Source organism: Neobacillus sp. K501 (assembly GCF_053749995.1).
Map to the genome: position 1 here is coordinate 17,300 of NZ_JBSLYA010000001.1, position 26,636 is coordinate 43,935.

A 26,636-nucleotide genomic window follows, 5' to 3' on the forward strand; every position below is an offset into this window, starting at 1 on the left:
TCTTTTCGTTAACATTATTGTATCAAATATATTTCAAATTTAAATGGGGTCTCATTATTTACCAATAATAGAAAAATGGGTGACTATTTTGGATCAATCACCCACTACTATTAAGCTTATACTTTATATCGTTCCATCTAACATTTTCCCAATATCACCAATATATTCATCAGGGATCATAAGTATATGCATAAGTTTTCCATTTTCTATTCCTGCCTCCACCAATACAATTGTGTTTGGGTCCTGCTCTTTCCGTAAAGCAAGAATTTGTTTTTTATTATAGACAAGGTTTTTCACCACAAAATAGGTTTCGGTGGTCGGATGTTCTATTTTAATTTTAAATGGTTGTTGGAAGAAAGGTCTATTGTTTTTATATTCCATGAAATCATAGACTTTACCATTATTATCATTATTTATCCGATGCTGGAGCATTGAAACTTCTCCTCCTCTACTTACGTGAACGTAAAGTTGTCAGTCAAGCTAAAAAGCAAAGCAGAGAGAACAACCAAAATATGTTTTTGAAATAAAATTGTAATATATGTGAAAAGTTATTAATGTAATTGTAAAATTACTCACAAAAAAAATTGTACAAAAAAATGCGTGGTCACGCAACATAAAATTTACGGACTCACGCATTTTATAACACAAAGTGAATAATAATACTTCGATTTGTCACTTTATACTTTTCAAGCAATTTGTTATGAATGGCTATTTAACAGGCTTTTCACACCTATTTATTTGTATCGACAAATGCTCCATTTGTTTGTTTCATGTATGGCTGGTACTTTCTGGACACTACTTTATTTATTTTCACCTGTTGGATCATGGTTTCGGTTTTAGTGTATTCTTTTTCAATAAATGGAATTATCTTTTCATTTAGTTCCAGCGTTTCTTTTAAAATTTCTTTTGCATAGGCAGAGTATTCGAAATCAGCCATTCGATTTTTCTCTGCTTCTACTTTTAACATGACACCATTTCTATCTGCTAAAAGCTTTTCGAACTCTTGATAATCGCCAGTTTGTAAAACTGTGTTCATATTCACAGTTATATCCTTAATGGTTTGAATCATCTCATCAATCATTCTTAATCTCAACCCTTAATTTTTCACTTTCATCTGCTTGATCGCATTTGACCAAGTCTCTGTTAATTCAGATGCAAATTGTTCTACTTCTTCCAAAACAGCAATATCTTTACTAATATTTGCTTCGATTAATCGTGTTTTCATATAGTCATACATCGTCTGTAACTGCTCAGATATAGCATACCCCGGTTTTAAGGTCACCATTAATTCTGTTAGTATATCTTGAGCTCTTACATTGTTCTTATGGCTTTCTTCAAAATTGTTATTTTGAACGGCTAATTTAGAAAGACGGATAAACTTAACCAATCCTTGAAAAAGCATCAAGGTTAAATCTTCTGGTTTAGAAGTAGTAACTGCTTGCCTTTGATATGTTTGATAAGGATTATTTATACTCATAATTGATTACTCCTTTCAAGAACTATTCATATTGATTATCGGAAGTAATCAAAAAAAGTTAAGCCCTCGGAATTTTTTATCGTTATTTCATTCGGTGAATAACCTTCTAGTAATGGACCTAACTTCCGACTTTTAGTACGACTCCGGATCCATCAATGATGTAGTTAAGTCGCTGATTGTATGATTTTAAGTTCTGAATTTTCGCAGCATCCCCTAATTGATTAAATGCCATGATTTCCTTTGCCAACTTTGCAACCTCTAATTGTAATTCATCATTACGTCTTTTCTCTTCAAGTAATTGCTGATCCTTTTGCTTTAAACTTTTCTTTAAAGACTCTTTTTCATGATGAATTTCAGATTTAACATTCTCAAATTGCCTTACCGCATCTTGATTTTGTAAAGCCATATTTGTAAGTTGATATAAGCTTTTTAACATATCATTTAAATTAATTCCAGGGAGCTTTTCAACATTGGATATTAAGCCAGATAAGATATCCAATAGGTCTTCTCCGGTAGTTTCATTATCGTCCATTGAAGGAGAAGGCATGGCTTGAGCAGTCGCAATTTTCTCAGTCGATAAAACGGGTATTTGAGTTTGAGTAATGGTAGTGAAATTGTAAGAATTTTGATTTGATTGCTTTTTACGATCATTTTCTTTCATCTGAGAATAATATTTATAATTAACTGATTGGTAGCCTCTATTTAATAATTGGGCAACCTCTTCTAATAATTCAGTAATATTCAGGCCACCTTCATCTTGGCGTTCTTTAATATACTGAAACATAAATTGAAGTTCATCTTTCGCCCATTTACGGTTTACCTTTTTGGAATCATCAAAATTCGCTTTCTCAGTCCGAGTCAAACTCATCATCAAATTGTTATAATAAAATACTAATGTACCTGCATTTAATTCATGTTGAAATTCTAGTTCATGAATAAATTCGTCAACAGATTTTCCAATTCTATCATTTTCCATTGCTTTTTTCATGTCAAAAAGAGCAGATTTTAAACTCATTAGATTAACCTCCTAGTTTTATAGGTTCTATCTAGTTGTTTTCCTATTGTAATCTCTTTCTCTTAAAAAACTATTCTACTATAATCTATTTTCATTCTAAAAACAAGCGTGATGAATGGCTTTACTATATGTATTCGAATCAGTTGAAGATTTTATTGGGGTTTATCAAAGGTAAAATATCGAAGTGTGAGAAAGTTTTTCCAAAATTCCCAACAAATTTATTATACAAATTATGTAAGCATCTGTAAACTACTAAATTGGGTAATTTTTTCAATTTTATTTAAAATTTAACAAAAAGAGCACCCTTTTTACCTATAAGGGTACTCATTCATTCGTTACTTTTTTACTATTTATTTATCTACCTTTTAGACGATTTTGTCTCTCTTTCTCAAAGCAATACTGTACCAATTTCTTTTGATCTTTTTGGTCCATGCTGCTAAATTGTAAGGCTACGTATTTGCGATCGTCGTTATTCATCTGATTAATCCTAATGATTACTCCATCAAACTTTACGGAATCCAATTCCTTCATTTGTAAATTAGGCAGGACAATGGTTCCGCTAACCTGCTCTCCTTGCTGATATGGCAAATCAATTTCACAGGAAAATAGTGCGCCGCCTGCACTAATATTGATTGTACTTAGCTCATATTCATCCAAATAAAGTCGTAAATTGGTTCTTACTCGAAAATTTTCTCTTAGTTGGATTCGAATAATTTCATTTTCCTTTGGTTTTCGAATATGAAATAAAGGCATAACTGCTTTTTTTCTTCCAGTTATTTCTGTTTGAAACGAATACTTATTATCTTCCACAATATAGGTTATTTCTAATTTTGTTCCAATCGCTAATAGTCCAGTAATACTTTTATCCATTGGAAAACAAATTAAAATCTCCTCATCTCCGACCTCAGCGACTAAAGAACGACATGAAGCATCATGGTCATTGATGTCAATCATAATATTTTGATTCACTTTTGGATACATCGGCTCACTCCTGTTAGTTCTAAATTCCTATATGCTCTCTCTCATTATACCAAAATTTGTGATAATTTCCTGCAAAAATTTTTATCTGGTTTAAATTTCAAACTCTATCAAAAAAAGAGGCCCTCACAGATGTCTGTGTGCCCCTTTGGATGTTAACGTAGGAAATCCATTAACGTTGGCTGGATGATACGAGCACCTACGGAAAGTGCAGCTTTTTGCACGTTTTCCTGTGCTTTTAAATCAATGATCAAACGAGACAGATCAACATCTTCTTCCGTTGATAGCATTTTTGTTGTTGATACTTCTAGTCCATCTACGCGTGATGAACTTAATTCCAATCGATTCATCTTAGCACCTAATTCTGAGCGCTCCTTTAAAATGTTATCGATTTGTTTATCGAGTTCTGCTAAATGGTCCTGCGAAGGTGCTGTATTTTGAGAATTAAAGTCGGTTACAATGTTATTTAATACATCAAAAATACTGCCAATGTCTTTATTTTTGAATACTTCAGTACCTGCAACATTTATTTGGACATTATTATTTTGGCCAACTTGTATTTCAACACTCTCTTGATTATTATTCACAAACTCTTTCGCACCAGTAGTACCTGTTCTATATGGTGGATTTTTGGTATCGGTTCCTGCAAAAATATATTTACCAGCTATTTGAGAATTCGCAACTTCTCCCAAATGCTCTTTTAACTGATTAATTTCTTCTGCAATTGCATATCGATCCGTTTCACCATTTGTTCCATTAACACCTTGTACAGTAATTTCACGAATACGCTGGATGACAGAGGTTACTTCATCTAGAGCCTCATCGGTAGCCTCCATCCAAGAAACTCCATCTCCAATATTTCTTTTATATTGGTCGATATCATTTAATGCTGAACGGTATACCATCCCACGTACTGCAGTAACTGGGTCATCAGAAGGTTTATTAATCTTTTTTCCTGAGGAAAATTGTTCTTGATATTTTTCCATCTGCTTATTGCTCTTCTGCAAATTAAACAGCATATTTGAATTCAGCATACTTTGTGTTACTCGTGTACCCATTTCATCCCTCCTACAGTCCTACACGACCCATGCCGTTGATAATTTTATCAAGGCATTCATCCATTACAGAAACCATTCGTGCAGATGCATTGTACGCTTGTTGAAATTTAATCATATTGGCCATTTCTTCATCTAAGGAAACGCCTGAAACAGATTGACGGCGATTCTCGATTTGGTTGACGATGACTTCTGAGTTATCACGCATACGCTGTGATTCCTGAGAGTCAATCCCTAACTGACCAATAATATTGCGATAGCTGTCATCGATGCCTGTTGATGTTTGGAGATTAGCAATCAATAAAGCATTTTTCCCGTTTCCAGAGGATGTGCCACCTCCAGTTTCAAGAGCTCCTGCCGCAATTTTGTCTAACGAAGTCATAATGTCATTGTTTACGGCGATATCTTTTGCATTTGAACCTGAAAAAAACTCTAGACCAGTACTACCGTCTAAACCTATGCCATTTTTATGTGCATCATTTACACTATCAATGAATTTCTTAGCTAAAGTATCGATTTGGTCTTTCATTCCTGGAATAGTTGAAGTTTTATTGTCGCCTAGGATACCAAAAGATTCCATTCGGCCAAATAATTCACCTGATTCGATGTTTACTGCTTTTTTAGTACCTGCCATTGTAATGGTTGTGTTGGCAGGATCAACAAATTGTCCTGTCGAATCATATCCAATTTCTAATTTACCAGCATTTCTTCCAGACACTAATGCCTCACTGCCGATAAAAACATCAACCATCCCATTCACTGGCTGGGTAGGCATGGTCTTCACATTAACCAATTTGGAAAGCTGATCGACTAATACATCACGCTGATCTAATAAATCATTGGGTTGATAATTATTTTGTAACATCCTTGCAATTTGGTCATTCAGACTACCAATTTGTTCAGCTAACGAATTAACCTCTGTTTCTTTCGTATTAATAACATTTTTGAGGTCATCCTTCATTTGATCCAAAGAATCTGAGATATAATTAAATGTCTCAGTAACGGCAATCGCTCTTTGTTTCACGACCCCACGGGCAGCTGCACTGTCAGGGTTTTTCGCCAACTCCTGCCAGCCTTTCCAAAATTGATCCATCGTTGCTGCTAAACCTGTCTCTGACGGCTCATTTAAAATTTCTTCCATTTTGGACAGCGAATCGCTTTTCGCTTCCCAATAAGCTAAGTTTTTGTTTTCGCCGCGGATTTGGACATCCAAGTATTCTTCTCTTAAGCGAACAAGCTTATTAACTTCTACACCGGTCCCAATTTGGGAAGGAGATGTATCGCTGTGCATCCCTGGATAAGAAATCGCTTTTGTCGCCTGCATCTCTGCTCGCTGTCTCGTATATCCGGTCGTATTAGCATTTGCAATATTATGTCCTGTTGTCGACAGGGCTGATTGTTGGGCATAAAGTCCCCTTTTACCTAACTCCAAGCCATGAAACGTGGAAGCCATACCTGTTCCCCTCCTTTTTTAAAAAAATCTCTATATTTTTGCGTCTAATATACTAGAATATCGGTTGTTACCCGCTTTTGGACCGTAGCCGACTGGTGGTTCCTTTCTTACGTGCATCCCAATGGAATACTGCACGAAAGAAAGCGATGTTTGAATTAATTGCTGATTACTCTCATTTACATGAGTAAGTTCTTGAACTAATGAACGAAGTTTCTTTGCGATTGTTTGTAGCGCCACTTGTTCATTAGGAGATTTAATAATCTGCATCAATTCATCAAGGGTAAACGATTCCCCGGTTACCCCTTGATTTTCCATATATTCTTGTACTTGCTGTTTTCGATTCTCTTCGAGCTTTTGAATTTCATCTATATATAAGCTTTCTTTATGAACTAAGGTTTGGAGGCCTTGGGTATCACCACTAACTAGGATGGTTCTTTTTTCATTTGCAACCTCTAGTAAACGTGAATGGGCTTCAATCATGGACTCCAATGTAGTCATAAGATTTTTTAGCGCTTCGATGCTGACCAACTCCTAATTAGAATTGTTATTGTTCCAAAAGTCGAATAGCTTTTCGGCAACTTTACCGCTATCTACACGGTAAGTTCCGTCGGCAATTTGCTGTTTTAATTCTTGAACACGTTCTTGGCGTTTAGCCTGTTCCGACATGATAGCTTGTGACATTTCACGACCGCGCGATGATATTTGGATTTCCGCTGAAGCGGCTGGTTTTTTCGTAGTATTTGTTATATTTGTACGGTTCTGTTGGTTTTGGTAGGAATAAATACCATAATTCGTATCATTAATTCTCATTTTAAGAGTTCCCTCCTATTCCTCGATATTTAAATTATCGGCAGGTCAGTAAATTGGTTTAGTTCTTATTTAAAGTTTTTCAGTTTTGGTGGGCAATGTGTTTAATTTTATCAGAATAACTTGTAACTTTCATTATGTTTTTATTACCTATTAGTAAAAACGGTACAAAAAAAAGAAGCTATTGTATATAGCTTCTCTTTGCGAATAACCAATTTACTGCACCTAACTTTGCCGTTGATTTCCGCTCCAGGCACTTCGCTTTCCGCGGGCGTGCCGGGGAGCCTCCTCGGCGCTTAAGCGCCTGTGGGGTCTCCCCTGTCCCGTACTCCCGCAGGAGTCTTCGTGCCTTCCGCTCCAATCAACTAAGCGGAAATATTTAATGTTCGTTTTAATCTTAACTTACAGTTTAAATTTCTTAATCTCACTATCCAATTGTTCTGATAGGTCTTTTAGGCCGTTGGCGTGTTGGGTGAATGAGTTCATGGTTGCTGAGATTTGTTCTGCTGATGCTGCTACTTCTTCTGTTGCAGCAGCTGTTTGTTCTGATACTGCCGCAATGCTTTCCATTTCATTCGTTACCGCATCCTTATTGGCATTACTTTCCTTGATGGCAGTCTGAACCTCGTCCGCTTTTTGTGCTAACTCGCGAACCGCTGATAGGATGTCAGTGAAGATTGTTTTTGTTTCTGTTACCGCATAATCTTGGTCTGTTACGGCTTGATTTGTGCGCTCCATTGAGTCAACTGCATTCTTAACTACTGCTTTAATACTATCAACAATGCGCTTAATTTCACCAGCAGATGCCTGTGATTGTTCTGCAAGCTTTCTTACTTCATTCGCAACAACCGCAAATCCACGACCGTGTTCTCCTGCTCTTGCTGATTCGATCGAAGCATTAAGTGATAATAGGTTCGTTTGATCTGTAATTTTAGTAATAACCTCAATAATGGCATTAATTTCTTCCATGCGTACATTGACCTCTTGTACGATTGAAGCAACTTCACTAGTTGAGGCTTTTGTTTCACCAGATTTACCAGCAAGCAATTCAACTTGTTCTAATCCCTTTGTACTTAATTCCATTGAGCGATTAGAGACGTTGTTCATGTTTTCTGTCACAATCGAAATATCTTCTAATTGTTGAGCTAACCCTTTCATCGAATCAGAACTTACTTGAACATTCCTAGCCTGTAGAGTGCTTCCTTGGGCAATTTCTTCAATCGCCAGAGCAACTTCTGATAAAGCTGCATTCGTTTCTCTTGTGATGACGGATAATTGTGAAGATGTATCTAATACGGTTTTAGAAGATGTTCCAATTTTTTCAAATGATGTTGATAATTGATCCATTGTTTCATTAAAGCTTTGTTCTAATTCCTTAAATTCATCTTTTGTATTCACAGATACTCTGGAACTAAAATCTCCTTGTGCGGCTGTTTCCAATGCACCTTTTACCGCAAGGATGTTATTTGCAATTCTTTTACCAAAAATAAATGCGGCCAATGCAGATAAAACACCAAAGATGATGGTTAAAATCCAGGCAATGTTTCTAGTTTTTTCAGCACCATCCGTAATTTCTTTCATTTCTACCGCTGAAACAAACTTCCATCCTGTGTTTTCATTTGTCGTATAAGCGGAAAATTTCTCTGTGTTATTTAATTCATACTCACTATAGCCTTCTTTACTTTCCTTGACGTCATCCCATAACGTGAGTGTAGTGGCTAAATCAGACCCTATTTGTTTGGCGTCTGGGTGAGTGATAAACTTGCCATCTTCCCCGATAATCACCATATAACCATTGTCACCGATTTTAATTTCGTTAATGGATTTCGAAAAGTTACTCATGTTTAGGTCTACGGCAGCCACACCCACAATTTCACTATTCTTATCTAATACCGCACGAGATATTGTGATGACTAGCTCCTTTGTAGCGGCATCCTCATATGGATTACTGTAATAAACTTCTCCCTGCTTCTCAACGGCACCTTTATACCAGTCACGCCCAGTTGGATCGTACCCTTCTGGAAGTTCCTGTTTTGGTGCTAGAATCATATCTTTTTTGGATGAGGCAAAATAGACATTTTGATAATCGCTATTTGTTTTCAAAGTTCCATCTAAAAGAAAGAATCCATATGTGGCATTCATATCGTTCAGATAAAACTCAGTAAAGTTGATATTATTCGCCAAAAGGCTTAGTTGGTTTCCTACACCCTCAATTTTATAATCCAAGCTCCTACTTGATTGCTTTGTTACCTGCAAGGTTGATTTTGATAGATCTTCTTTTGTAATCTTGGCGGTAACGGTATTTGAAACAATAGCGATGGTAATTGTTGGGATGATTGCTACAGCAGTCATACTAGCAATTAACTTGGTTTTCGCGCTATTCCATTTAAACTTAGATGTCGTTTTCTTTCGCTGTTCCACGATAAACCTCCTGTATATTTATTAGTAATGATTTTGATTTTATTACTTATATCTATTAATCGGAATCTTTTTGAAAAAGTTTAATCAAACATAATAAAAAACAGTCAAAATTCTCATGGAATTTTGACTGTTTTTTCATTTGTAATTTTTCTGCCTATAACTTAAATTTCTTAATTTCACTGTCGAGTTGTTCGGATAATTCTTTTAAGCCGTTAGCATGTTGGGTGAATGAGTTCATGGTTGCTGAGATTTGTTCGGCTGATGCTGCTACTTCTTCTGTTGCGGCTGCCGTTTGTTGTGATACGGCAGCAATACTTTCCATTTCGTTCGTTACCGCATCTTTATTGGTATTACTTTCTTTGATGGCAATTTGAACTTCATCTGCTTTTTGTGCCAATTCACGAACCGCAGCTAAGATGTCATTGAAGATCGATTTCGTTTGGTTTACCGCTTGATCTTGGTCGGTTACGGCTTGATTTGTGCGTTCCATCGAATCTACAGCATTCTTAACCACCCCTTTAATGCTATCGACAATCCGTTTGATTTCTCCGGCAGATGCTTGTGATTGTTCCGCTAATTTTCTTACCTCATTCGCAACAACCGCAAATCCACGACCATGCTCGCCAGCTCTTGCAGATTCGATGGATGCATTGAGCGATAAAAGGTTCGTTTGATCGGTAATTTTCGTGATAACCTCAATAATCTCATTAATCTCTTCCATTCGTACATTGACCTCTTGTACGATGGAAGCGACTTCTGTGGTAGATGATTTGGTTTCAGATGATTTGTCTGAAAGCAATTCCACCTGCTCTAACCCTTTCGTACTTAATTCCATCGAACGATGAGATACTTTGTTCATGTTATCAGTAACAACTGAGATATCCTCTAGTTGTTGTGCCAAACCACGCATTTGTTCAGAACTAACTTGTACATTTCTCGCTTGCAATGAACTTCCTTGAGCTATTTCTTCTATCGCAAGAGCTACCTCAGATAAAGCTGCGTTTGTTTCTCTTGTGATAACCGAAAGCTGTGAGGAAGTTTCTAACACTGATTTTGATGACGTTCCAATTTTCTCAAAAGATGTAGACAATTGATCCAACGTATCATTAAAGCTTTCTTCTAACTCATTAAATTCATCTTTAGCATTTACAGATACTCTGGCACTAAAATCTCCTTGTGCAGCCGTTTCTAGAGCGTCTTTTACAGTATGTACTTTGTCTGATATTCGTTTGCCAAAAATATAAGCTGTTATCGCAGACAAAAGTCCAAAAATCAAGGTAAATATCCAGCTCATAGTACCTATTTTTTTAGAACTAGCTGTTATTTCTGCCTTTTCTAAAATGGATACAAAATGCCAGCCTGTGCTTTCATTGGTAACATAGGCAGAAAATTTTTCTGTTCCATTTAATTCATATTCGCTAGAGCCTTCTTTACCTTTTTGAATTTCATCCCAATCTTTGAGCTTTGTCGCTTCATCAGAGTCAATCTTTTTTTCATCCGGGTGAGAAATATATTTTCCATTTTCTCCAATGACCGTCATATAACCAGTTTTGCCGATGGTAATGTCACTGATTGATTTTGAAAATTTACTTATATCTAAATCAATCGCAACTACACCTGTTAGTCCACCCGTTTTGTCAAAAACTGCCTGTGAAATCGTTAGTACCATTTGTTTAGTACTCACATCTTGATAGGGTTCGCTATAAAATACATCTCCATTCTTCTCTACTGCTCCTATGTACCAATCACGCGTTGTTGGATCATAGTTCTCAGGCAGCTCCTCTAATGGGGCACTTACCATATCCTTATTAACAGACCCAAAGGACACGTAAGCAAACTCAGGGTTCGTTTTCAATATCCCCTCTAAAACAGAAAACCCATTTGTTGTATTCGTTGGATCTTGAAAAAACTCAGAAAAATATTTATTGTTTGCTAGAAATTGCAATTGTGCAGTAACCCCTTGCATTTTATAAGTCAAACTCTCACTCGACTGTTTGGTTACTTGAACGGTGGAACGAGATAACTCCTCTTCCATAACATTCTTCGAAACACTATTTGAAATGACTGCAATTGAGATCGTTGGAATGATTGCAACAGCAGACATACCTACAATCAACTTTGTTTTCACGCTATTCCATTTGATCTTGGATGTATTTTTCTTTCGATGTGACATGTTAAACCTCCCTTTTTAGTAAATACTGATTATACCTTCATTTTTGTAATCGGTTATTTTCAAAAAATGTTTAAATGATAAATAAAAAAATAACAGTATTAGTTCAGTTTGAACTTCATACTGTTACAAATTAGTGAATATAGTTTCACTGTTTTAAACAACAAAATCAATTTGAAGCTGATTCATTTGTCGAAGATAGACTTCCGTTTTACCAGGGGTATAATTGTGTATCGTTTTATTCGGGTTCACTTCGATTACGGCTCCGCCCCGTTCCCAATTGATACGTACCTCAGATGGAGTATAATCAATTTTGACTGAACCATGGCTCGGGATAAAAGCAATATTGAAATCCGCAGGTGGTGGATTCCCCTTTTCTGTTGCAATTGCGACGAAAGCATCTGAATGTTGTTCAATCGCAGCTAATTGATCCCCTTCTGAGGCAATCTCACCAATGGCTTCAATGGCTGCTTGGTAACCGGCATCAGCAAACTCTCGAGATAACTCACTGGTTGGCTTAAAACCTAATTCACCCCAAGCCTGATCTTGATCTATCGTCAGCTTTGATGGTGTTCGATCGATTGTCATCTTAGATGAATTTTGTTTTATTTGCATATCAGCTGGTTTTTGCTCGATTTCCTGCCTAGGTTGGCTAATATTCAGTCCAATTTGGGCATAGGTTTGCTGTAAGCGGATTTGCGGGATTCTCATACTTTCACCACCTTAATTAAATTTCATATGTACTCTTATACCTTCCGATCAACCAATAAACCAACATATTCTGTCATAGCAGCATACATATCGAGTAATTTCTTCGACGGAATCTCTCTAATCACTTCATTTGTGGAATCATCAACAATCGCCACATAATATTCTTGTAATTCTTCGTGAAGTGAAAATTTTAAATGGGTATTCGATTCTTTTAAAAACTCGTTCATGCTTTGGATTACTTTTTCTGTTTTTTCCTTTGATTGCGCTTGCTGCTGGGGTAAATCTTGCTTCTCTGCTGTCATCTCTTTAACTTTTGGAATACTTTCCACTTGCTCAACTTGTTTTATTAATGGACTAGTAGTGCTTGATACCTTTTCTAACATCTGCCACCCCTCCTTCTATCGATGGTACAATTACCTTATCGGTATAAAAGTGGAAATGTTTAGAGTTGCTATTAATTGTGGGAAGTATATGAAATAACCTATTCTCAAAATTAGTAATTTAACAGAGCTAAATAAGAGGATGAACTAAAGTAAAAAATAATTAGTTGAAGATAAAGTTGTATTGTTATAAATCAGAAGAACATAAAACGTTAAAATGTCATCCTAATTTTAAAAGGGAGTCACTAAAATGGCCCCCTTTTGATTCTTCAACTATTCATATGTTCCTCATTCATATATTCGTTAATTTGCTGTATACATATCTCCTTTACATCTCTTCCCGCTTTAAAATCATGAACCCATTGAATGGTCAGATCCAATGCTTTTTCTAATCTCCACTGAGGATACCAACCTAACTGAGTGTGCGCTTTGGAACAATCGAGCTTCAGCATGGTAGCTTCATGTACGTGTTTTTGAGAATCAATTTCATACCCTGGGTGATGTCCAGACCATTTATTAAGCATTTTCTGTACAATCCATTCTACTGAACGCACGTCACTATCTAACGGACCAAAATTCCATGCACCCGAATAGTCTTCTTCATTATGATAGATACTCTGGCATAAAACGAGGTAGCCTGATAACGGCTCAAGCACATGCTGCCATGGCCTCATTGCCCCAGGATGACGAATATGTATTTTTTTCTCATTCGTTAACGATCGAATCAAATCGGGAATTAAGCGGTCCTCCGCCCAGTCTCCCCCTCCGATTACATTTCCTGCACGGGCAGTAGCAACACGAATATTGGAACCCTCTAAAAAGGATCGACGATAAGCTGATGTAATTAATTCTGAGCATGCTTTACTACTAGAATACGGATCATATCCCCCCAAGTGATCAATCTCGCGATATCCCCAGCTCCACTCCTGATTTTCATAACATTTGTCAGTGGTTACATTCAGAATGGCGCGCACTGACGAACAAGAGCGTGTGGCTTCTAATACGTGAACAGTTCCCATTACATTTGTCTGAAAAGTATCGACTGGTTTAACATATGAAGCTCGAACCAAGGGCTGTGCCGCCATATGAATCACAATGTCCGGTTCAGCTTGCACCATTGATTGAGTTAATAACTCTAAATCAGACACATCCCCATATATTGATTTTTTCATGAAAGTTTCTATTTTTCCCAATTCGAATAAAGAGGGAGTTGTTGGAGCTTCCAATGCATATCCTGTTACTTCTGCTCCCAAGAGGTGCAGCCAGAGGCTAAGCCAACTTCCCTTAAAACCGGTGTGACCAGTTAAAAAAACTTTCTTCCCCACCCAAAACGAAGGATCGACAATTTTCGTTTTATTCATTACGGAACTCCTAGCATCATTCATTATTTTCCCTGATAGTTCATCTCATACAAAAAGTAATCGGCAAGTAACATCGACTCAATGTATTCCCTGTTTGATTGCTTTCCACCCGCCAAACTGGATACAATCTCCATTACCTTTTGATTGGACTCATTGCTCCTTTCTGGAACAATATTTATGACAGAAATATCAGAAAACCCTTGCTGTATCGCAATTTCGCGCAACTTGTCCTGAATATAAATTTTACGATTGTGCATTGATTCTTTTGAAAGCAACATTTTGAATAAGTTTTCAATACTTATGATATTATTTACAGTAAAAATTATTTTACCATTAGTTTTCATTACATTTGAAAGACTAGTAAAAATTGTTTCTAAATCTTCATTATACAGATCCAGAGGCTTTTCAATATAGATTAATTCTACATCACTAAATCCCTGTTTCGATATCTCGGAAAAATCAGAAAAAGTGAAATACTGATCCGCGATAGAATCGACATCGACTTTATATTTCTCTTCGCTTGTACCAATTGACAATAAAGGTTTTTTTCTATATTTAGACCAAATACCATTTTTTATTTGTAATACCGTTGCACCACATTTTACATCGATACCAAGGATAGAATCTGCACTTGTAAGATTATTGGAAATGGCATATGAGTTTACCGGATTTATGCGAGCATCAGTCCATGCATCTAACTTATATTTCTCAATGAATGTTTTCCTACCTTCTTCAAGGGAATTCAATAAGTGATCACTTGCAGTTGTTAAACTCCCGACATGGTATGTAACTGTATCTGAGCAATAGATAAGTTTATAGCCTGACCTTCTAATCTTAAAGCTAATATCGTCATCTAAAAATTCTCCCCTGAAAAATCTAGTATCATAATAACCGATTTGATCTAAAAGTGCAGTTGGGCAACATAAAACATTTGGTAATAATACAACACGTTCTTCCCATTTACTAGGGTCACTCTTATTAAATTCTGCAGCCTTTTCTATGAAATCTTCTTTTGAATCAAACTTAATATTAATTTGTTGCAAATTCGAAATACTTGTCGCACCTGGTGATACAAACCCATATGATGGATCAGATTCTATACAAAGAATTAAATTATTTAACCAATTAGGTGCAAAGATAAAATCATTACAAACTGCAGCACAATATTTCCCTTCTGCTGCCATTAATCCAATATTAAATCCTTTTACAATATGTAGATTTTCTTTTAAATGAATAACTTTAGCACCTTCAATGGAATCAAAATACTCTTTAGTTCCATCCGTTGATCCGTTATCAACTAATATTAATTCGTACTCCACACCATGTGTATTTTCTAAAATACTCTCAACACATTCTTTTGTGTATTCTAAATTATTATAAGCTAGGAGCACAACACTCACCTTACAAATGGCTTTCTCTCCAAGAGCTACTATTTCATTATGATCAATTTCTCTTACTTCAGGGTACAAGTGTGGATAATCACTTTTGATTACATATTTCTCGATGATATAAGCAATTTCAAATTCAAGAATTCTAAATAAAGAAAGAAAATGAAATCTAAAATCATATAAAAACTCGTTTATTTTCCCATATTCCGCATTATATGTTAAGCGCTCTATATAGTATTTAATATTATTATTAATTTCCCTTACCCTATGTGGGACGGATGAATCAATGGTTTTATTCTCTAAAGCATCCAATAACTCGATCAAAGTAGTCAGAATATCAATATCAGACATACTTAGCTCCCCATTTTGGATACGGTTATCTAAGTAATCGACACCCTCCCTTCCTATATGTAAGAGTTCTACTATTTGTTCAATATCATTATTCCTCATAGGCCTTCCTTTCAGTTAAAAAGATTCCGTCCGTATTTCGATTGAAGTCTCTCCACTGTTGATCTTTTTGCGAAATAATTAGATTGTTCTTGTTAGGCCAATCAATTCCAAACGCATCATCATTCCAGCGTACTCCTGACTCAGAAGAAGGGGTGTAATATTCGCTAACCATATAATGAATGCTAGTATTGTCCTTAAGTGTTAGATACCCATGAGCGAAACCCTTAGGAACATACAAAGATAACCCATTTTCCTCAGATAGTGTCACTCCAAACCATTTTGTGTAGGTGGAGCTCTCGCGGTTTAAATCAACAATAACATCGTAGATGGCTCCACTAAAACAAGTAACAATCTTATCCTCACTAAATGGTGGTAATTGAAAATGCATCCCCCGAAGGGTTCCAGATTTTATGTTATAGGCAACATTTGCTTGGACTGCATCAAAAAAAATACCATGTTTTTCCATTGTTTTTTTACAAAAGGTTCTAGCAAAAAAGCCACGACTGTCTTGGATTGGTTCTTGTTCAATGATTGCAGCACCATTCAATGGGGTTGTGCGAATAATCATACTTCTTCTCCTTTAACTGGGTATTATTTGCCTGTATGTTATTCAAATATCCAGAAGTTCTCCACAAAAACCTAGTTCATTGAGTTGCTCTTGTATTTGTTGTCTATGAGCACTGGCAAATAGGATGATCTTATCAAATTTAGTTACATTCTCGGCTGTTGGCGGAAGGATTGGGATCTTTGCAATTGAATGACCGTGTTTAGCTACGTCACTATCAAATAAGCATTGAATGTTTGTTACCTTCTGGAGCATGGCTAAATAACTAACAGACTCCGCACCTGCTCCCCAAGCAGACACCCTATCTTTCGGGGAAAGTTTGGTTAATAAACGATCCATAGCGACATCTCGTTTAGAAGTAAAGGACTCTTGTGATCTGGTTGATCTTTTAACGTATAACTCAAGTAGGTTGGGATCCCTTGATTCTTGCACACAAACTATGGATAAACCGGCTTGATGAGCCATAGAAGACAAACTTGACACCGAAAAATACTGGATGTGATCTGTACAGAGGTTATTAAACAATTTCTTTTCAACGATCCTCTGACCATTGGGAACTTCTACAAGAAGAATACCATTCTCATTTAGTAACCTTGCGGCTTGTTTAAATAAAACCAATGGTTGTTCTAAATGTTCTAATACTTCAATAATTGAAATAGCATCAAATCCACCATCAAATTCCAATCCTTCATGAAAATAGTCATGGATAACGGTGAATCCCTTTTCTCTGGCAATTTTAACACTTGTACGGGAAGGTTCAACACCAAATAAATTAGTGAACCGTTTCTTGGCAATAGTCAGATAATGACCTACTCCGCAACCTATATCCAAAAATCTACTGTTGGATGGAGCTAAACTGGCAAGCCGTTCAATTTGTGCTTCCCGTGTTGATCTGAAGCTTGATCCCCAAAATGAGCCCATAGAGTATTCCTCATAGTAATCCTCACTAATACAAGAGGGTATTTGAGTATGCCCACATATCGTACAATAATAAATTTCTAGGTCCCTTAATTGTAATTCCTCTGAATCATATACATTCATCAGCTTATGAGGGGCTTGTGTATACGTCTCTAAATGGATACATTTATTATCACAAATATTACAATTTATAGGTATCAATCCTTTCTTCTGAACATGAGAAGTGTGCGAATCATTTCCTCAACATAAGTTTCTAGCTTTTTTTTCGGCAACAAATCAGGTAGTGAATAAATGCTTGTAAATTCAAATGGTATAACTGAATCATTACCTAATGGCCTTGTGATCTCCACAGAATGTTGAAGTACATCTTGAGCTACTTTTTTTACCAACAGAGCAAATTGATAAACACTAATCGTTTCATTTCCGTACGCGTGAAAAACACGCTCTTTTGGACTATTTTCTAATATCCAGCACACTTTCTGACATACATCCGAAACACTAACAAAATTTCTAAGCTGATTTCCTGCTGTCATTAAGGTAATCTTTTTTTCCTTTACAACTTCATTACAGAAAGAAAAAGGGATTAGATTCCATCTTTTAAACTTGTGTAAATCAACTGGTACTCCATATAGATTTGAAGGTCTTACGATCCAAGCATTAATCCATTGATTTCTATCAAACAATTGAATAGTTTGTTCTGCAGTGAGATGCGCCAAACCGTAATCACTAATTGGAGCAGGTGGTACATTTTCCGTTATTTTACCTGTTTGCTTTCCAAAGACATGAAAGCTTGATAAGTAGATGAACTTTTTTATGTTGTTTTTCCTACAAAAATCCAAGGCAGCATGAATACCTGAACTATTTTCAGATAAAGCACGGTAAGGATCTGTTTTATATAGCTCTTCATTTGGTGAAACAGTATGTATCATTGCATAGATGTCATTACAATTAATATTCGATACGCGGTAAGGATGGGAAAAATCCATTTCAAGGCCCTCAACACCTTCTCTGGTAGCCCTTAAAACATTATAGTTCAATTTTTTCAATAGTTGAGTTAAATGGAGAGCTATATAGCCGTTTGCTCCACTTATTAGTATTGTTTTGTTTCTCATTTCTCTTCTCCGTTATCATGAATTGGAACGTTAAAAAATGATTGTGCCCAAGGCATCTGAGATTGTCGTACATCATGGCTCCCTGTATCTGTATTACGGATATAAATAGATCTTTCATTGAGGTTTCTATTTCGCAGAAGTGATTGATTTCCAATAGTAGAGAAGTCCCCGACGACACATTCCCCAATTATGCTTGATTGAGGAGCCATAGCAACACCTCTTCCAATAACAGGGTATACCCCTTCGATAGCACCAACCGTACAACCTTGATAACAAACAAAAAAGTCTTGATACTTCGCCTTTCCTAAAACAATTCCTCCTCCATGTACAATTAAAAAAATATCCGGTAACCCTGCATCGTACATACATACAACACCATTTAGTGTTTTATTAAGGTAGAAAAGTTTGGATGCGATTTCAATATCTTGATACTCCTTCCAAACAGTATTGGATAAGAACCACAGAAAAATAGTATATTGATCCGCATGCAGATGAGAAAAGTACGTAGTCCCTTTATTATGGAATGACTTTAATGCAATATGTTTAAAGCAATACTCTGACCGCTCTAACGCGTGATTTAAAGAGTGGATAAAAAGCTGATCATTTGGAGACATTCGATTGTCCGGAAAAAAATGATTCAATTGACGAAAAACATACTCCTTTAACTCAACAACTGACATTGATAGTTTAAACATATTATGCCTCCATAAATCATTTCAAGCTATAATCAATCTTTCCAAACCTTCCACGGTGCCCTGTTATCGTTCCAGAGTTCTTCAAGCATAATTTTCTCTCGAAGGGTATCCATTGGCTGCCAAAACCCATTGTGTTGGTACACATTAAGCTCTCTGTCATGTGCGAGATTTTGTAAGGGGGCTTGTTCAAGAATGGTCGTATCTCGATCTGGCAAATAGTTGAAGATTTCTGGCTCAAAAACCATATAGCCTCCATTGATCCATCCACCGTCTCCTCGTACTTTTTCAGTAAATCCAATTACCTGATTGTCTTCAATTTCCAGTCGACCAAACCGCCCATCTGGTTGTACAGCAGTAATCGTTGCAAGCTTTTTATTCTTTCTATGACATTCTACAAGGTGATTAATATTAATATCAGCAAGCCCATCACCATACGTCAGCATAAAGGGACTATTTCCAACATAAGGTTCAATCCGTTTAATACGGCTTCCAGTCATCGTATCAAGCCCCGTCTCCACTAGCGTAACCTTCCATGGTTCTACTTTGTTTTGGTGAATTTCAAGCGTATTACCTGTGGTAAAATCATAGGTTATAGCCTCTGACATATGTCTATAATAATTGGCGAAGTACTCTTTAATGACATACCCTTTGTAACCTAAGCATATAATAAATTCATTATAACCGTAGTAAGAATAAGTTTTCATAATATGCCATAAGATCGGGGCATCACCAATTTCAATCATTGGCTTCGGCCGAATATGGGATTCTTCGCTAATACGAGTTCCTCGACCACCTGCCAAAATCGCAACCTTCATAACTTCACACCCTTATCAGTTTAGATTCTCCTATTATTATCCTTTTGTAATATGGATAAAATTATTCTTTTTCCTTTAACCCGAGCACTTAATTCGTAATCTCCTCTAGGCGATTGTCTGCATTTTTGTATCCGAAGTTAGCTGCGAGCTGATAGAAATGGATCGCCCTTTCCCTATTCCCCGTCACCTCATTGAAGACTCCTAAATTGTAACAAGCCAAATAGCTACTTGTTCCTTGTAGAAACTCTGTATGTTGCCCCTTGCCTAAAATTAAACATTTTTGAAAGCTCGACTCGATTAAATGAATATACTTTTCTGCATTTTTTGGGTTTTTTAAACAGAAATCCAAATAAAATAATCCTTTTAAAAAATGGAAATCTGTAACATATTGTAGTTTATTTTCGTTATCATTAATGATCACGAGCACATCTTCATGTATTAGCTCTTTACCACAATCAATTAATTCAATTACCAATTTTTCATAATATCCAGCTTTAGGATTAACCATTTTATAGGATTGTTTCAAGAAATGAAATGCTTTTTCATATTGTTTTTGGATTCTTAATTCTTGTCCTAATTGAAATAAATAGTAAGAATCGTTAGGATTTTTTTCTAGCTCTTTTTCTAACAATGGAATGTTTCTCTCACCTTTATTCGTTTCTAGATAACCAACATGGTAAACCACAAAGTCCAAGTCCATCCTTTGATTATTTCCATCAATTTGTTCATGAATTGTACCTGTATAACGTAAATTTCTTGGAAATAGCCGTGAAATAAAAATATTTGAATAGAAATCTTGATTTTGCTTAATAAAGTGACTATACTGCTGGATTCTACCAATTGCATTTTTTTTCATTGCTTCTTCAAAATCTTTTCTAGTACCTTTTACAACAAATTCATCATCATCAATAACTAAAATATAATCTCCAGATGTTTTTTCAATGGAAAAATTTCGTGCCGCAGAAAAATCATCACACCAATGATAGTGGTACAATTTTACAGAAGGAAATTGATTTATGATATTTACGGTATTATCCGTTGATCCAGTATCAACTACCACCATTTCATCAACGATATCTTTAACGCTATCCAAACACTTTTTAATTGTTGATTCGGCGTTTTTCACAATCATGGCTAAAGAAATTTTCAATGGAAACCCTCTTTCTTTTTCAGTCAGTCCATGGTTCAAAACATATTCTCATTTTTCTATGTTTTTTTATTTAAAATAAATTATTCGCAAATCAAAAGTATGGTAAATTGATTGCCATTCTTAGCTATGGTTCTCGCCTTGATAAAATAAAAAACACCTCTTTTGGTGGTAAAAGTGAATCCAAGATTCCCACTACCATACAGAAGAGGTGTCCCCTATATGGTAGGGTTCTCAAACCAATTTGTGAAATTTTCATCTTGAAGACCTAGAGTTGTTCTCACTCTATAGACTCGATAGATAATTCTTCAACAATCTACTATCAGGGTAAAGCTCTAAAGCAATCTTTACTAGCTCTTTCTTTAGATCAGATAGATCCTTACGTTCTGCCAATTCAATGCCGAGTTTGAAGGTTCTAAAATCACTTCTACCTTGTTCAATACCCGATATGACATAATTCAGGGCACTATCAAGTTCCTCTTGATTCATAAATTCTTTTATAATATTTAAAATTGTCTCATCATCATAACTTTCTATATGATTAATTTCCTGATAAAAACCAATAGCTATTTCTTTAAAATCATGACTGTATAAAAGATGTCCGATATTTAATGTTAATGGAATGAGTGTAACATCTCGCAATTGAAGTAATTTTTCAAAAGTATCAAAATAATTGTAACGAATGCATCTATCAAGTAAAAGAGTAAAGTAGGCCATAAATTCTTCTTTTACTTTTTCACCATTTAAAATACTAACAATAAATCTGTTGTCACTACTAAATAATTTTTGTGTTAATATTTCATACGTTGAACCTTGTACTTGAAGTAAAATAATTAATAAATCATAGGCATCAATAATATGTTGTTCCAATAACAATTGAACATCTTTAATTGGCATGATAGTTAGCTTTGACAATACCTCTGTAATATCACCATTTATAAGTTGAGATTTTAGATTAACCCCGTCCTTTATAACAGGAGTTTCTAAAATGTATTCAGAATATTTTTTTGCTATATTTAGTTCTGGAACCTGTAACAATACTCGAATCGTATTCAATACCTGATAATTGTCCTTATTAAGACCCAGTTTATTTAAATAATCTTCAACCTCTGATTCATCATGATAGCGAACTAATATTTGTATTAATTCTATAAGAATTTCTTGTTGATATTTATTTAACCCCAGAGATTTCGAATAATACTCAACTGCTAGGTACTCTTCCCTTTCCAACTTGGCAATTTTACCAAGTGTATTATAAGGATATATATCCTTATAATTTAAACTAACTAAGGTTTTTTTGTACGTTGTATTTTCACTGAGGAGGTCATTTAAAACCAGTTTTGCGTCATCAAAACGGTTTTGTAAAAAGTAAATATGCCCTTGTAAATAATAGAAGTCAATCGCATCAGTCCAAATCTTTTTAGCATCTTCAATTACATTTAGTGCATCTTGATACCTTTGCAAGAATATAAGACAATGAATAAGTTGAACAATATTTATTGGTACCCATGCATAATGAATATCCTTTTTCAGGTTAAAAGCTTTTTGATAACAATTCAACGCTTTTTGATATTCTCCAATAGAGTTAAGTTCATTTCCAAGATTAAAATAATCAAAGGCTACATTATCGGTCTTTTGCAACTCTTCTTCAATTAGTTTTCTATTTCTTACTCCTTTATTTTTTTCCTTTACTACATGTTTCATATAACCTGAGTGATAAATAGTAAGTGGAGATTCTGCTCCATTAACAGATTTATCATCTTTCATTAATTGCTCATGAACTTTTCTATGGAATTTTACAGAAGGAATATTCCTATATATCCGATTGTGCTGATGTTGAATAAGTTGATCTCCATGCTCTCCTGCAAAATTAATAATATTTGTCTTATAGATATATAAATCTATTGGTGCAGACTTCAAATAAGAAATCGTCTCTATTAAATTTTCTCTATCAACGTATTCATCTGCATCTAAAACAACAATCCAGTCCCCTTTTGCTTTAGAAGCGGCATAATTTCTAGCTGCAGAAAAATCATTTATCCATTCAAAATAAAAGATATTATTTGTATATTGAGAGGCTATTACCTTCGTAAGGTCAGTGGATCCCGTATCTACAATTACAATTTCATCTACAATTCCTTCTACAGATTGTAGACATCTTTTAAGAACACTCTGTTCATTTTTCACAATCATACATAGTGAAATAAAGGGTTTCATCTTTTGGTGTCCTCCTAATTGTTAATGAAATTAATAAAAACATCGTGCTTAGAAAAGCCAAGCACGATATTTCTATAAGTTCATTAATTTTTTCATAGATTAACGAAGTAATTGTAACACACCTTGTGGTTGTTGATTTGCTTGAGCCAACATTGCTTGAGCAGCTTGAGAAAGAATTGAGTTCTTTGTTTGGCTCATCATTTCTTTTGCCATGTCAACGTCACGAATGCGAGATTCAGAAGCAGTTAGGTTTTCAGCAGAAGTATCCAAGTTACTGATAGTGTGCTCTAAACGGTTTTGGAATGCACCTAATGAAGAACGCTGAGTAGAAACAGCTTCAATTGCTGCATCAATATTAGCGATAGATGCACTTGCATTAGCTGCAGTATCAACAGAGACGTTAGCATCTGCTACTGTTAATGATGTAGAATTCATTGTGCTAATTGTAATATTTAAATGTTGACCAGCGTTTGCACCAATTTGAAGCGTAGCGTTTAAAGTACCATCTAATAAGTTTTTCTTATTGAATTGAGTTTGGCCTGAGATTCTATCGATTTCTGAAGTAAGCTGATCAAGTTCTGATTCAATTGCTGAACGATCTTGTGTTGTATTTGTATCGTTGGCACCTTGAACTGCTAACTCACGCATACGTTGTAAAATAGCATGTGTTTCATTAAGAGCTCCTTCTGCCGTTTGAATCATTGAAATACCATCTTGTGCATTTTTAGAAGCTGTTTCCAAACCACGAATTTGTCCACGCATTTTTTCTGAAATTGAAAGACCAGCTGCATCGTCACCTGCACGATTGATTCGTTGACCTGAAGATAGTTTTTCCATAGATTTTGATTGTGCACCAGAAGCATTCGCTAATTGACGGTGAGTATTAAGAGCTGCAATGTTATGATTGATACGCATAATTGTATTTCCTCCCTAAAATTGTAAGTTTAATTTTGTTTGGGGATAATCCCCTTTTTAAAATTTATCTATAATAAACCCTTAGGGTCCATTATCAAAATAGATACAGTATCAAACTCTAAAGTGCTTGCACAATATGATGTTTAAAGATTTGATTTCCTTTGTACAATTCCTCTCGAAAGATACTAATTTCCTTTGGTGCATCAATGGCAATTCGAAGTAATCCAGATTCGGTTTGGAGTATGGTTATTTTGATGCAATCTCCAATTATTGTTGAGGAACCGATAACTTTAGCTCCTTTTTTCAACTTATCTTTCATACTAAATTTCTCATTATGCTGAGAAACTCGAATGTGCTTTGGTGCATCAATGGATAGGCAGACCTTTGAATCAATTTGTAGAACAGTAACCTTTATGACATCACAGATAATAACGGATTGTCCAATTTCTCTGCCTACAATAAGCACGTTACCTTCCTCCAATGATTCATTTGCCTTACATTGCCTTACAATTCTTATTTTCGGTAAATCCGAAGAATTGTTTAGCATTTTTAAAACTTTTTTAACTTCTTACACCCAAGGAAATCCTTGTATTATTCTTATCGGATGTTTTGGCAGTTAGTTTAGTAGTTTTAAAATTCATTTTCCATCAATCCGATTTGAATTCCTTGTTCTATTCTTATCGGATGTTCTGGTAGTTAGTTTAGTACTCTTTTTTAAACCATTAACCAAATCCTTAAAGAATTCCTTGTATTATTCTTATCGGATGTTCTGATTGATAGTTTAGTACTCTTTTTTTAAAACCATTATGCCAAATCCTTAAAGAATTCCTTGTATTACTCTTATCGGAGAAGCTAACATTTTGTTTAGTCCTGTTTTCAAATTTATTTGCTTCTTAATAAAAGAATTCCTTGTTATTTGTTTTATCGGATATTCATTAATCCTGTTTAGATATTTTCCTGTTTTTCTTATACAAAAATTTAAAAACCAATAGCTAGTAGGGAAATAAATAATAAAAACCTACTAGATATTGGTTTCACTTTAGCTTTTCCACTACATTCCTAACTGTTGTGAGATCCAGGATCCTTGAGAATTGAGCTGTGATAGTGCTTTTTCCATGGCTGTGAATTGTTTCCATAATCTTTTCTCATAAGCACTAACTTTATCTCGTTCATTATCTATATTTTCATCCAATGATAACAGTTGTTTTGCTATATTACTTTTAGTATCAATGGAGGCAGTAGGAGAACCTGCAATGACTCCAAGTTGTGAAATCGTCTCATTTAGACGATCATAAATTCTATAGGCAAAACCGCTATTTTTATGAATATTACTATCTGTCACCGTTGTTTCTTTACTCGCTGTACTTGCTGCATTTGCCGTGAACAATTTCTTAACATCTTCAAGATTTGTCTGAAGAATACCTTTTAGTTTTGCTTCATCTACTACAAGTTTACCATTGTCTTTATAATTAGCAGAAAAGTTAATCCCGATTTCCTTTAAAGATTGAAGACTACCTCCCGTACCTTCTACAGTCGATATTAAACTATTTCTCATCTCAGTAAGTAAATTACTGATGGTAGAATCTCTTGTTAGTAAGCCACTTTTAGCCTTTTCTTCCCATAATTTTATTTCATTTTCCTTCATATCCTTCTTTTGCTCATCCAATAACGGCGGAAAGTCTCGATAACGTTTCTCAGTCATCTTCCCATTTAAATCTGCAATAAGTTCATTATACTTATCTACAAAAGTTTTAATGCTGTTAAATACACTGTCTGTATCGCTTCCTACTTGGATGGAAACAGGCTTTGTAGAATCAATTGCCCCATTAATATTAAAAGTGACTCCATCATAGGTAAACGTATTAGTGGAAATAATAATCGTTGTTCCATTAATCGTTACTGACCCATCTTTAGCATCCACACCTTTAACTGGCCCAGGCATACTTGTATTAGGATCAATAGTATCTGCAATTTTTAAAGAGTTTGAAGTTGCGCCAGTAATTTCAACTTTCTGAGTAGCACCAGTTCCCAATGATGTAAAAACTAACGATCCACCAACATTTGATGCTTTTACATTTGTTGATGAACTAGATTCATTAATTCTTGCAATCGCCTGATCAAATGTCATATTAGCATCAAGAGTTACCGATGTTCCGTTTAGAGAAAATGAAATTGCAGAGGTACCTATACTTGTGGTGCCACTTGCCATCCCGCTATTGAAACTAACCATCGCAGGCTTCGCTGCTTGTGCTGGTGTTGCTGAAGTGATTTGAAAGTTTGTTTGTGTACTCGTTCCAGCAGATGAAGCTGTCACACTAGTACTACTGGAAGTCACTGCTTGTTTATTAAAAGTCGATTCCAAACGCAGCCCTTCCATAGCCTTACGAAATTCATCAACCTTTTTATTCACATCCCGATAAGCATCCGATTTCCAAGACGTTGATATTTTATTTTGCATCATTTTGTTTAAACGGCTGCTCTGTGCATTTACAAGTTGGGCTACGATCTCATCAGTATTCATCCCAGAAGCAAGACCACTTATTCTTAAGGTATTATTTACACCAACCATTCCTTATACCTCCTTTA

Annotated in this window: 25 protein-coding genes; all 25 read right to left on the reverse strand. The window is 35.4% G+C overall.

Annotated elements, in window-relative coordinates; all coding sequences use genetic code 11:
- Positions 1–123 precede the first annotated feature (123 nt).
- Positions 124–432 (reverse strand): hypothetical protein, encoded by a 309-nt coding sequence (locus ACWM35_RS00110; RefSeq protein ID WP_454814292.1) that lies wholly within the window; start codon positions 430–432, stop codon positions 124–126.
- A 298-nt stretch (positions 433–730) separates the two neighbouring features.
- Positions 731–1,081 carry a hypothetical protein gene (locus tag ACWM35_RS00115; protein ID WP_454814294.1) on the reverse strand — a complete coding sequence of 117 codons (351 nt, stop codon included), beginning with the start codon at positions 1,079–1,081 and terminating at the stop codon, positions 731–733.
- Between the two features lie 15 nt (positions 1,082–1,096).
- The gene (gene fliS, locus ACWM35_RS00120) at positions 1,097–1,477 is read right to left on the reverse strand and encodes a flagellar export chaperone FliS (protein WP_454814296.1); all 381 of its coding nucleotides are present in this window, start codon (positions 1,475–1,477) and stop codon (positions 1,097–1,099) included.
- Between the two features lie 118 nt (positions 1,478–1,595).
- Positions 1,596–2,492, reverse strand: a complete 897-nt coding sequence (locus ACWM35_RS00125; RefSeq protein WP_454814297.1) for a hypothetical protein — start codon at positions 2,490–2,492, stop codon at positions 1,596–1,598.
- 354 nt (positions 2,493–2,846) lie between these two features.
- Positions 2,847–3,473, reverse strand: coding sequence for a flagellar brake protein (locus ACWM35_RS00130; RefSeq protein ID WP_454814298.1), 627 nt, complete (start codon positions 3,471–3,473; stop codon positions 2,847–2,849).
- A gap of 152 nt (positions 3,474–3,625) precedes the next feature.
- Positions 3,626–4,528 (reverse strand): flagellar hook-associated protein FlgL, encoded by a 903-nt coding sequence (gene flgL, locus ACWM35_RS00135; protein ID WP_454814300.1) that lies wholly within the window; start codon positions 4,526–4,528, stop codon positions 3,626–3,628.
- Positions 4,529–4,538: 10 nt separating this feature from the next.
- Positions 4,539–5,978, reverse strand: coding sequence for a flagellar hook-associated protein FlgK (gene flgK / locus ACWM35_RS00140; RefSeq protein WP_454814302.1), 1,440 nt, complete (start codon positions 5,976–5,978; stop codon positions 4,539–4,541).
- A 30-nt stretch (positions 5,979–6,008) separates the two neighbouring features.
- Positions 6,009–6,476 (reverse strand): flagellar protein FlgN, encoded by a 468-nt coding sequence (locus tag ACWM35_RS00145; protein ID WP_454814304.1) that lies wholly within the window; start codon positions 6,474–6,476, stop codon positions 6,009–6,011.
- 33 nt (positions 6,477–6,509) lie between these two features.
- Positions 6,510–6,788, reverse strand: coding sequence for a flagellar biosynthesis anti-sigma factor FlgM (gene flgM / locus ACWM35_RS00150; RefSeq protein WP_454814306.1), 279 nt, complete (start codon positions 6,786–6,788; stop codon positions 6,510–6,512).
- Between the two features lie 399 nt (positions 6,789–7,187).
- Positions 7,188–9,206 (reverse strand): methyl-accepting chemotaxis protein, encoded by a 2,019-nt coding sequence (locus ACWM35_RS00155; protein WP_454814308.1) that lies wholly within the window; start codon positions 9,204–9,206, stop codon positions 7,188–7,190.
- A gap of 154 nt (positions 9,207–9,360) precedes the next feature.
- Positions 9,361–11,379, reverse strand: a complete 2,019-nt coding sequence (locus ACWM35_RS00160; RefSeq protein WP_454814310.1) for a methyl-accepting chemotaxis protein — start codon at positions 11,377–11,379, stop codon at positions 9,361–9,363.
- 153 nt (positions 11,380–11,532) lie between these two features.
- Positions 11,533–12,087, reverse strand: a complete 555-nt coding sequence (locus ACWM35_RS00165; RefSeq protein WP_454814312.1) for a DUF6470 family protein — start codon at positions 12,085–12,087, stop codon at positions 11,533–11,535.
- A gap of 35 nt (positions 12,088–12,122) precedes the next feature.
- Positions 12,123–12,470, reverse strand: coding sequence for a flagellar protein FlaG (gene flaG / locus ACWM35_RS00170; protein ID WP_454814314.1), 348 nt, complete (start codon positions 12,468–12,470; stop codon positions 12,123–12,125).
- A 266-nt stretch (positions 12,471–12,736) separates the two neighbouring features.
- Positions 12,737–13,828, reverse strand: a complete 1,092-nt coding sequence (gene rfbG / locus ACWM35_RS00175) for a CDP-glucose 4,6-dehydratase (RefSeq protein ID WP_454814316.1) — start codon at positions 13,826–13,828, stop codon at positions 12,737–12,739.
- Positions 13,829–13,851: 23 nt separating this feature from the next.
- On the reverse strand, positions 13,852–15,567 hold the full coding sequence (locus tag ACWM35_RS00180; protein WP_454814318.1) for a glycosyltransferase family 2 protein: 1,716 nt from the start codon (positions 15,565–15,567) through the stop codon (positions 13,852–13,854).
- Positions 15,568–15,655: 88 nt separating this feature from the next.
- Positions 15,656–16,234, reverse strand: a complete 579-nt coding sequence (gene rfbC, locus ACWM35_RS00185; protein ID WP_454814320.1) for a dTDP-4-dehydrorhamnose 3,5-epimerase — start codon at positions 16,232–16,234, stop codon at positions 15,656–15,658.
- A gap of 42 nt (positions 16,235–16,276) precedes the next feature.
- Entirely contained in the window at positions 16,277–17,152 is an 876-nt protein-coding gene (locus tag ACWM35_RS00190) for a class I SAM-dependent methyltransferase (RefSeq protein ID WP_454814322.1), read from the reverse strand.
- A gap of 194 nt (positions 17,153–17,346) precedes the next feature.
- Positions 17,347–18,261, reverse strand: coding sequence for an NAD-dependent epimerase/dehydratase family protein (locus ACWM35_RS00195; RefSeq protein WP_454814324.1), 915 nt, complete (start codon positions 18,259–18,261; stop codon positions 17,347–17,349).
- Complete coding sequence (locus ACWM35_RS00200; protein WP_454814326.1) at positions 18,258–18,956, reverse strand: hypothetical protein; 699 nt, start codon at positions 18,954–18,956, stop codon at positions 18,258–18,260. Before ACWM35_RS00200 ends, ACWM35_RS00195 begins: the two co-directional genes overlap by 4 nt.
- A gap of 32 nt (positions 18,957–18,988) precedes the next feature.
- On the reverse strand, positions 18,989–19,771 hold the full coding sequence (gene rfbF / locus ACWM35_RS00205) for a glucose-1-phosphate cytidylyltransferase (protein ID WP_454814328.1): 783 nt from the start codon (positions 19,769–19,771) through the stop codon (positions 18,989–18,991).
- Positions 19,772–19,859: 88 nt separating this feature from the next.
- Complete coding sequence (locus tag ACWM35_RS00210; protein ID WP_454814330.1) at positions 19,860–20,921, reverse strand: glycosyltransferase; 1,062 nt, start codon at positions 20,919–20,921, stop codon at positions 19,860–19,862.
- A 282-nt stretch (positions 20,922–21,203) separates the two neighbouring features.
- On the reverse strand, positions 21,204–23,135 hold the full coding sequence (locus ACWM35_RS00215; RefSeq protein ID WP_454814332.1) for a glycosyltransferase: 1,932 nt from the start codon (positions 23,133–23,135) through the stop codon (positions 21,204–21,206).
- Between the two features lie 99 nt (positions 23,136–23,234).
- A complete protein-coding gene (gene hag, locus ACWM35_RS00220; RefSeq protein WP_454814334.1) occupies positions 23,235–24,050 on the reverse strand; it encodes a flagellin Hag in 816 nt (271 codons plus the stop codon).
- 118 nt (positions 24,051–24,168) lie between these two features.
- On the reverse strand, positions 24,169–24,516 hold the full coding sequence (locus ACWM35_RS00225; protein ID WP_454814336.1) for a carbon storage regulator: 348 nt from the start codon (positions 24,514–24,516) through the stop codon (positions 24,169–24,171).
- 585 nt (positions 24,517–25,101) lie between these two features.
- Positions 25,102–26,619 (reverse strand): flagellar filament capping protein FliD, encoded by a 1,518-nt coding sequence (fliD, locus tag ACWM35_RS00230; RefSeq protein ID WP_454814338.1) that lies wholly within the window; start codon positions 26,617–26,619, stop codon positions 25,102–25,104.
- Positions 26,620–26,636 lie beyond the last annotated feature (17 nt).

What these genes read in the sequence shown, in the direction of transcription:
- ACWM35_RS00165 (WP_454814312.1), bottom strand. Translation starts at nt 12,087, where the DNA reads ATGAGAATCCCGCAAATCCGCTTACAGCAAACCTATGCCCAAATTGGA.
- rfbG (WP_454814316.1), bottom strand. Translation starts at nt 13,828, where the DNA reads ATGAATAAAACGAAAATTGTCGATCCTTCGTTTTGGGTGGGGAAGAAA.
- ACWM35_RS00200 (WP_454814326.1), bottom strand. Translation starts at nt 18,956, where the DNA reads ATGTTTAAACTATCAATGTCAGTTGTTGAGTTAAAGGAGTATGTTTTT.
- fliD (WP_454814338.1), bottom strand. Translation starts at nt 26,619, where the DNA reads ATGGTTGGTGTAAATAATACCTTAAGAATAAGTGGTCTTGCTTCTGGG.
- flgL (WP_454814300.1), bottom strand. Translation starts at nt 4,528, where the DNA reads ATGGGTACACGAGTAACACAAAGTATGCTGAATTCAAATATGCTGTTT.
- flgK (WP_454814302.1), bottom strand. Translation starts at nt 5,978, where the DNA reads ATGGCTTCCACGTTTCATGGCTTGGAGTTAGGTAAAAGGGGACTTTAT.
- ACWM35_RS00125 (WP_454814297.1), bottom strand. Translation starts at nt 2,492, where the DNA reads ATGAGTTTAAAATCTGCTCTTTTTGACATGAAAAAAGCAATGGAAAAT.
- ACWM35_RS00130 (WP_454814298.1), bottom strand. Translation starts at nt 3,473, where the DNA reads ATGTATCCAAAAGTGAATCAAAATATTATGATTGACATCAATGACCAT.
- ACWM35_RS00115 (WP_454814294.1), bottom strand. Translation starts at nt 1,081, where the DNA reads ATGATTGATGAGATGATTCAAACCATTAAGGATATAACTGTGAATATG.
- rfbF (WP_454814328.1), bottom strand. Translation starts at nt 19,771, where the DNA reads ATGAAGGTTGCGATTTTGGCAGGTGGTCGAGGAACTCGTATTAGCGAA.
- ACWM35_RS00160 (WP_454814310.1), bottom strand. Translation starts at nt 11,379, where the DNA reads ATGTCACATCGAAAGAAAAATACATCCAAGATCAAATGGAATAGCGTG.
- ACWM35_RS00190 (WP_454814322.1), bottom strand. Translation starts at nt 17,152, where the DNA reads ATGGGCTCATTTTGGGGATCAAGCTTCAGATCAACACGGGAAGCACAA.
- fliS (WP_454814296.1), bottom strand. Translation starts at nt 1,477, where the DNA reads ATGAGTATAAATAATCCTTATCAAACATATCAAAGGCAAGCAGTTACT.
- flgM (WP_454814306.1), bottom strand. Translation starts at nt 6,788, where the DNA reads ATGAGAATTAATGATACGAATTATGGTATTTATTCCTACCAAAACCAA.
- ACWM35_RS00110 (WP_454814292.1), bottom strand. Translation starts at nt 432, where the DNA reads ATGCTCCAGCATCGGATAAATAATGATAATAATGGTAAAGTCTATGAT.
- ACWM35_RS00195 (WP_454814324.1), bottom strand. Translation starts at nt 18,261, where the DNA reads ATGAGAAACAAAACAATACTAATAAGTGGAGCAAACGGCTATATAGCT.
- ACWM35_RS00180 (WP_454814318.1), bottom strand. Translation starts at nt 15,567, where the DNA reads ATGTCTGATATTGATATTCTGACTACTTTGATCGAGTTATTGGATGCT.
- hag (WP_454814334.1), bottom strand. Translation starts at nt 24,050, where the DNA reads ATGCGTATCAATCATAACATTGCAGCTCTTAATACTCACCGTCAATTA.
- ACWM35_RS00215 (WP_454814332.1), bottom strand. Translation starts at nt 23,135, where the DNA reads ATGAAACCCTTTATTTCACTATGTATGATTGTGAAAAATGAACAGAGT.
- ACWM35_RS00145 (WP_454814304.1), bottom strand. Translation starts at nt 6,476, where the DNA reads ATGACTACATTGGAGTCCATGATTGAAGCCCATTCACGTTTACTAGAG.
- flaG (WP_454814314.1), bottom strand. Translation starts at nt 12,470, where the DNA reads ATGTTAGAAAAGGTATCAAGCACTACTAGTCCATTAATAAAACAAGTT.
- rfbC (WP_454814320.1), bottom strand. Translation starts at nt 16,234, where the DNA reads ATGATTATTCGCACAACCCCATTGAATGGTGCTGCAATCATTGAACAA.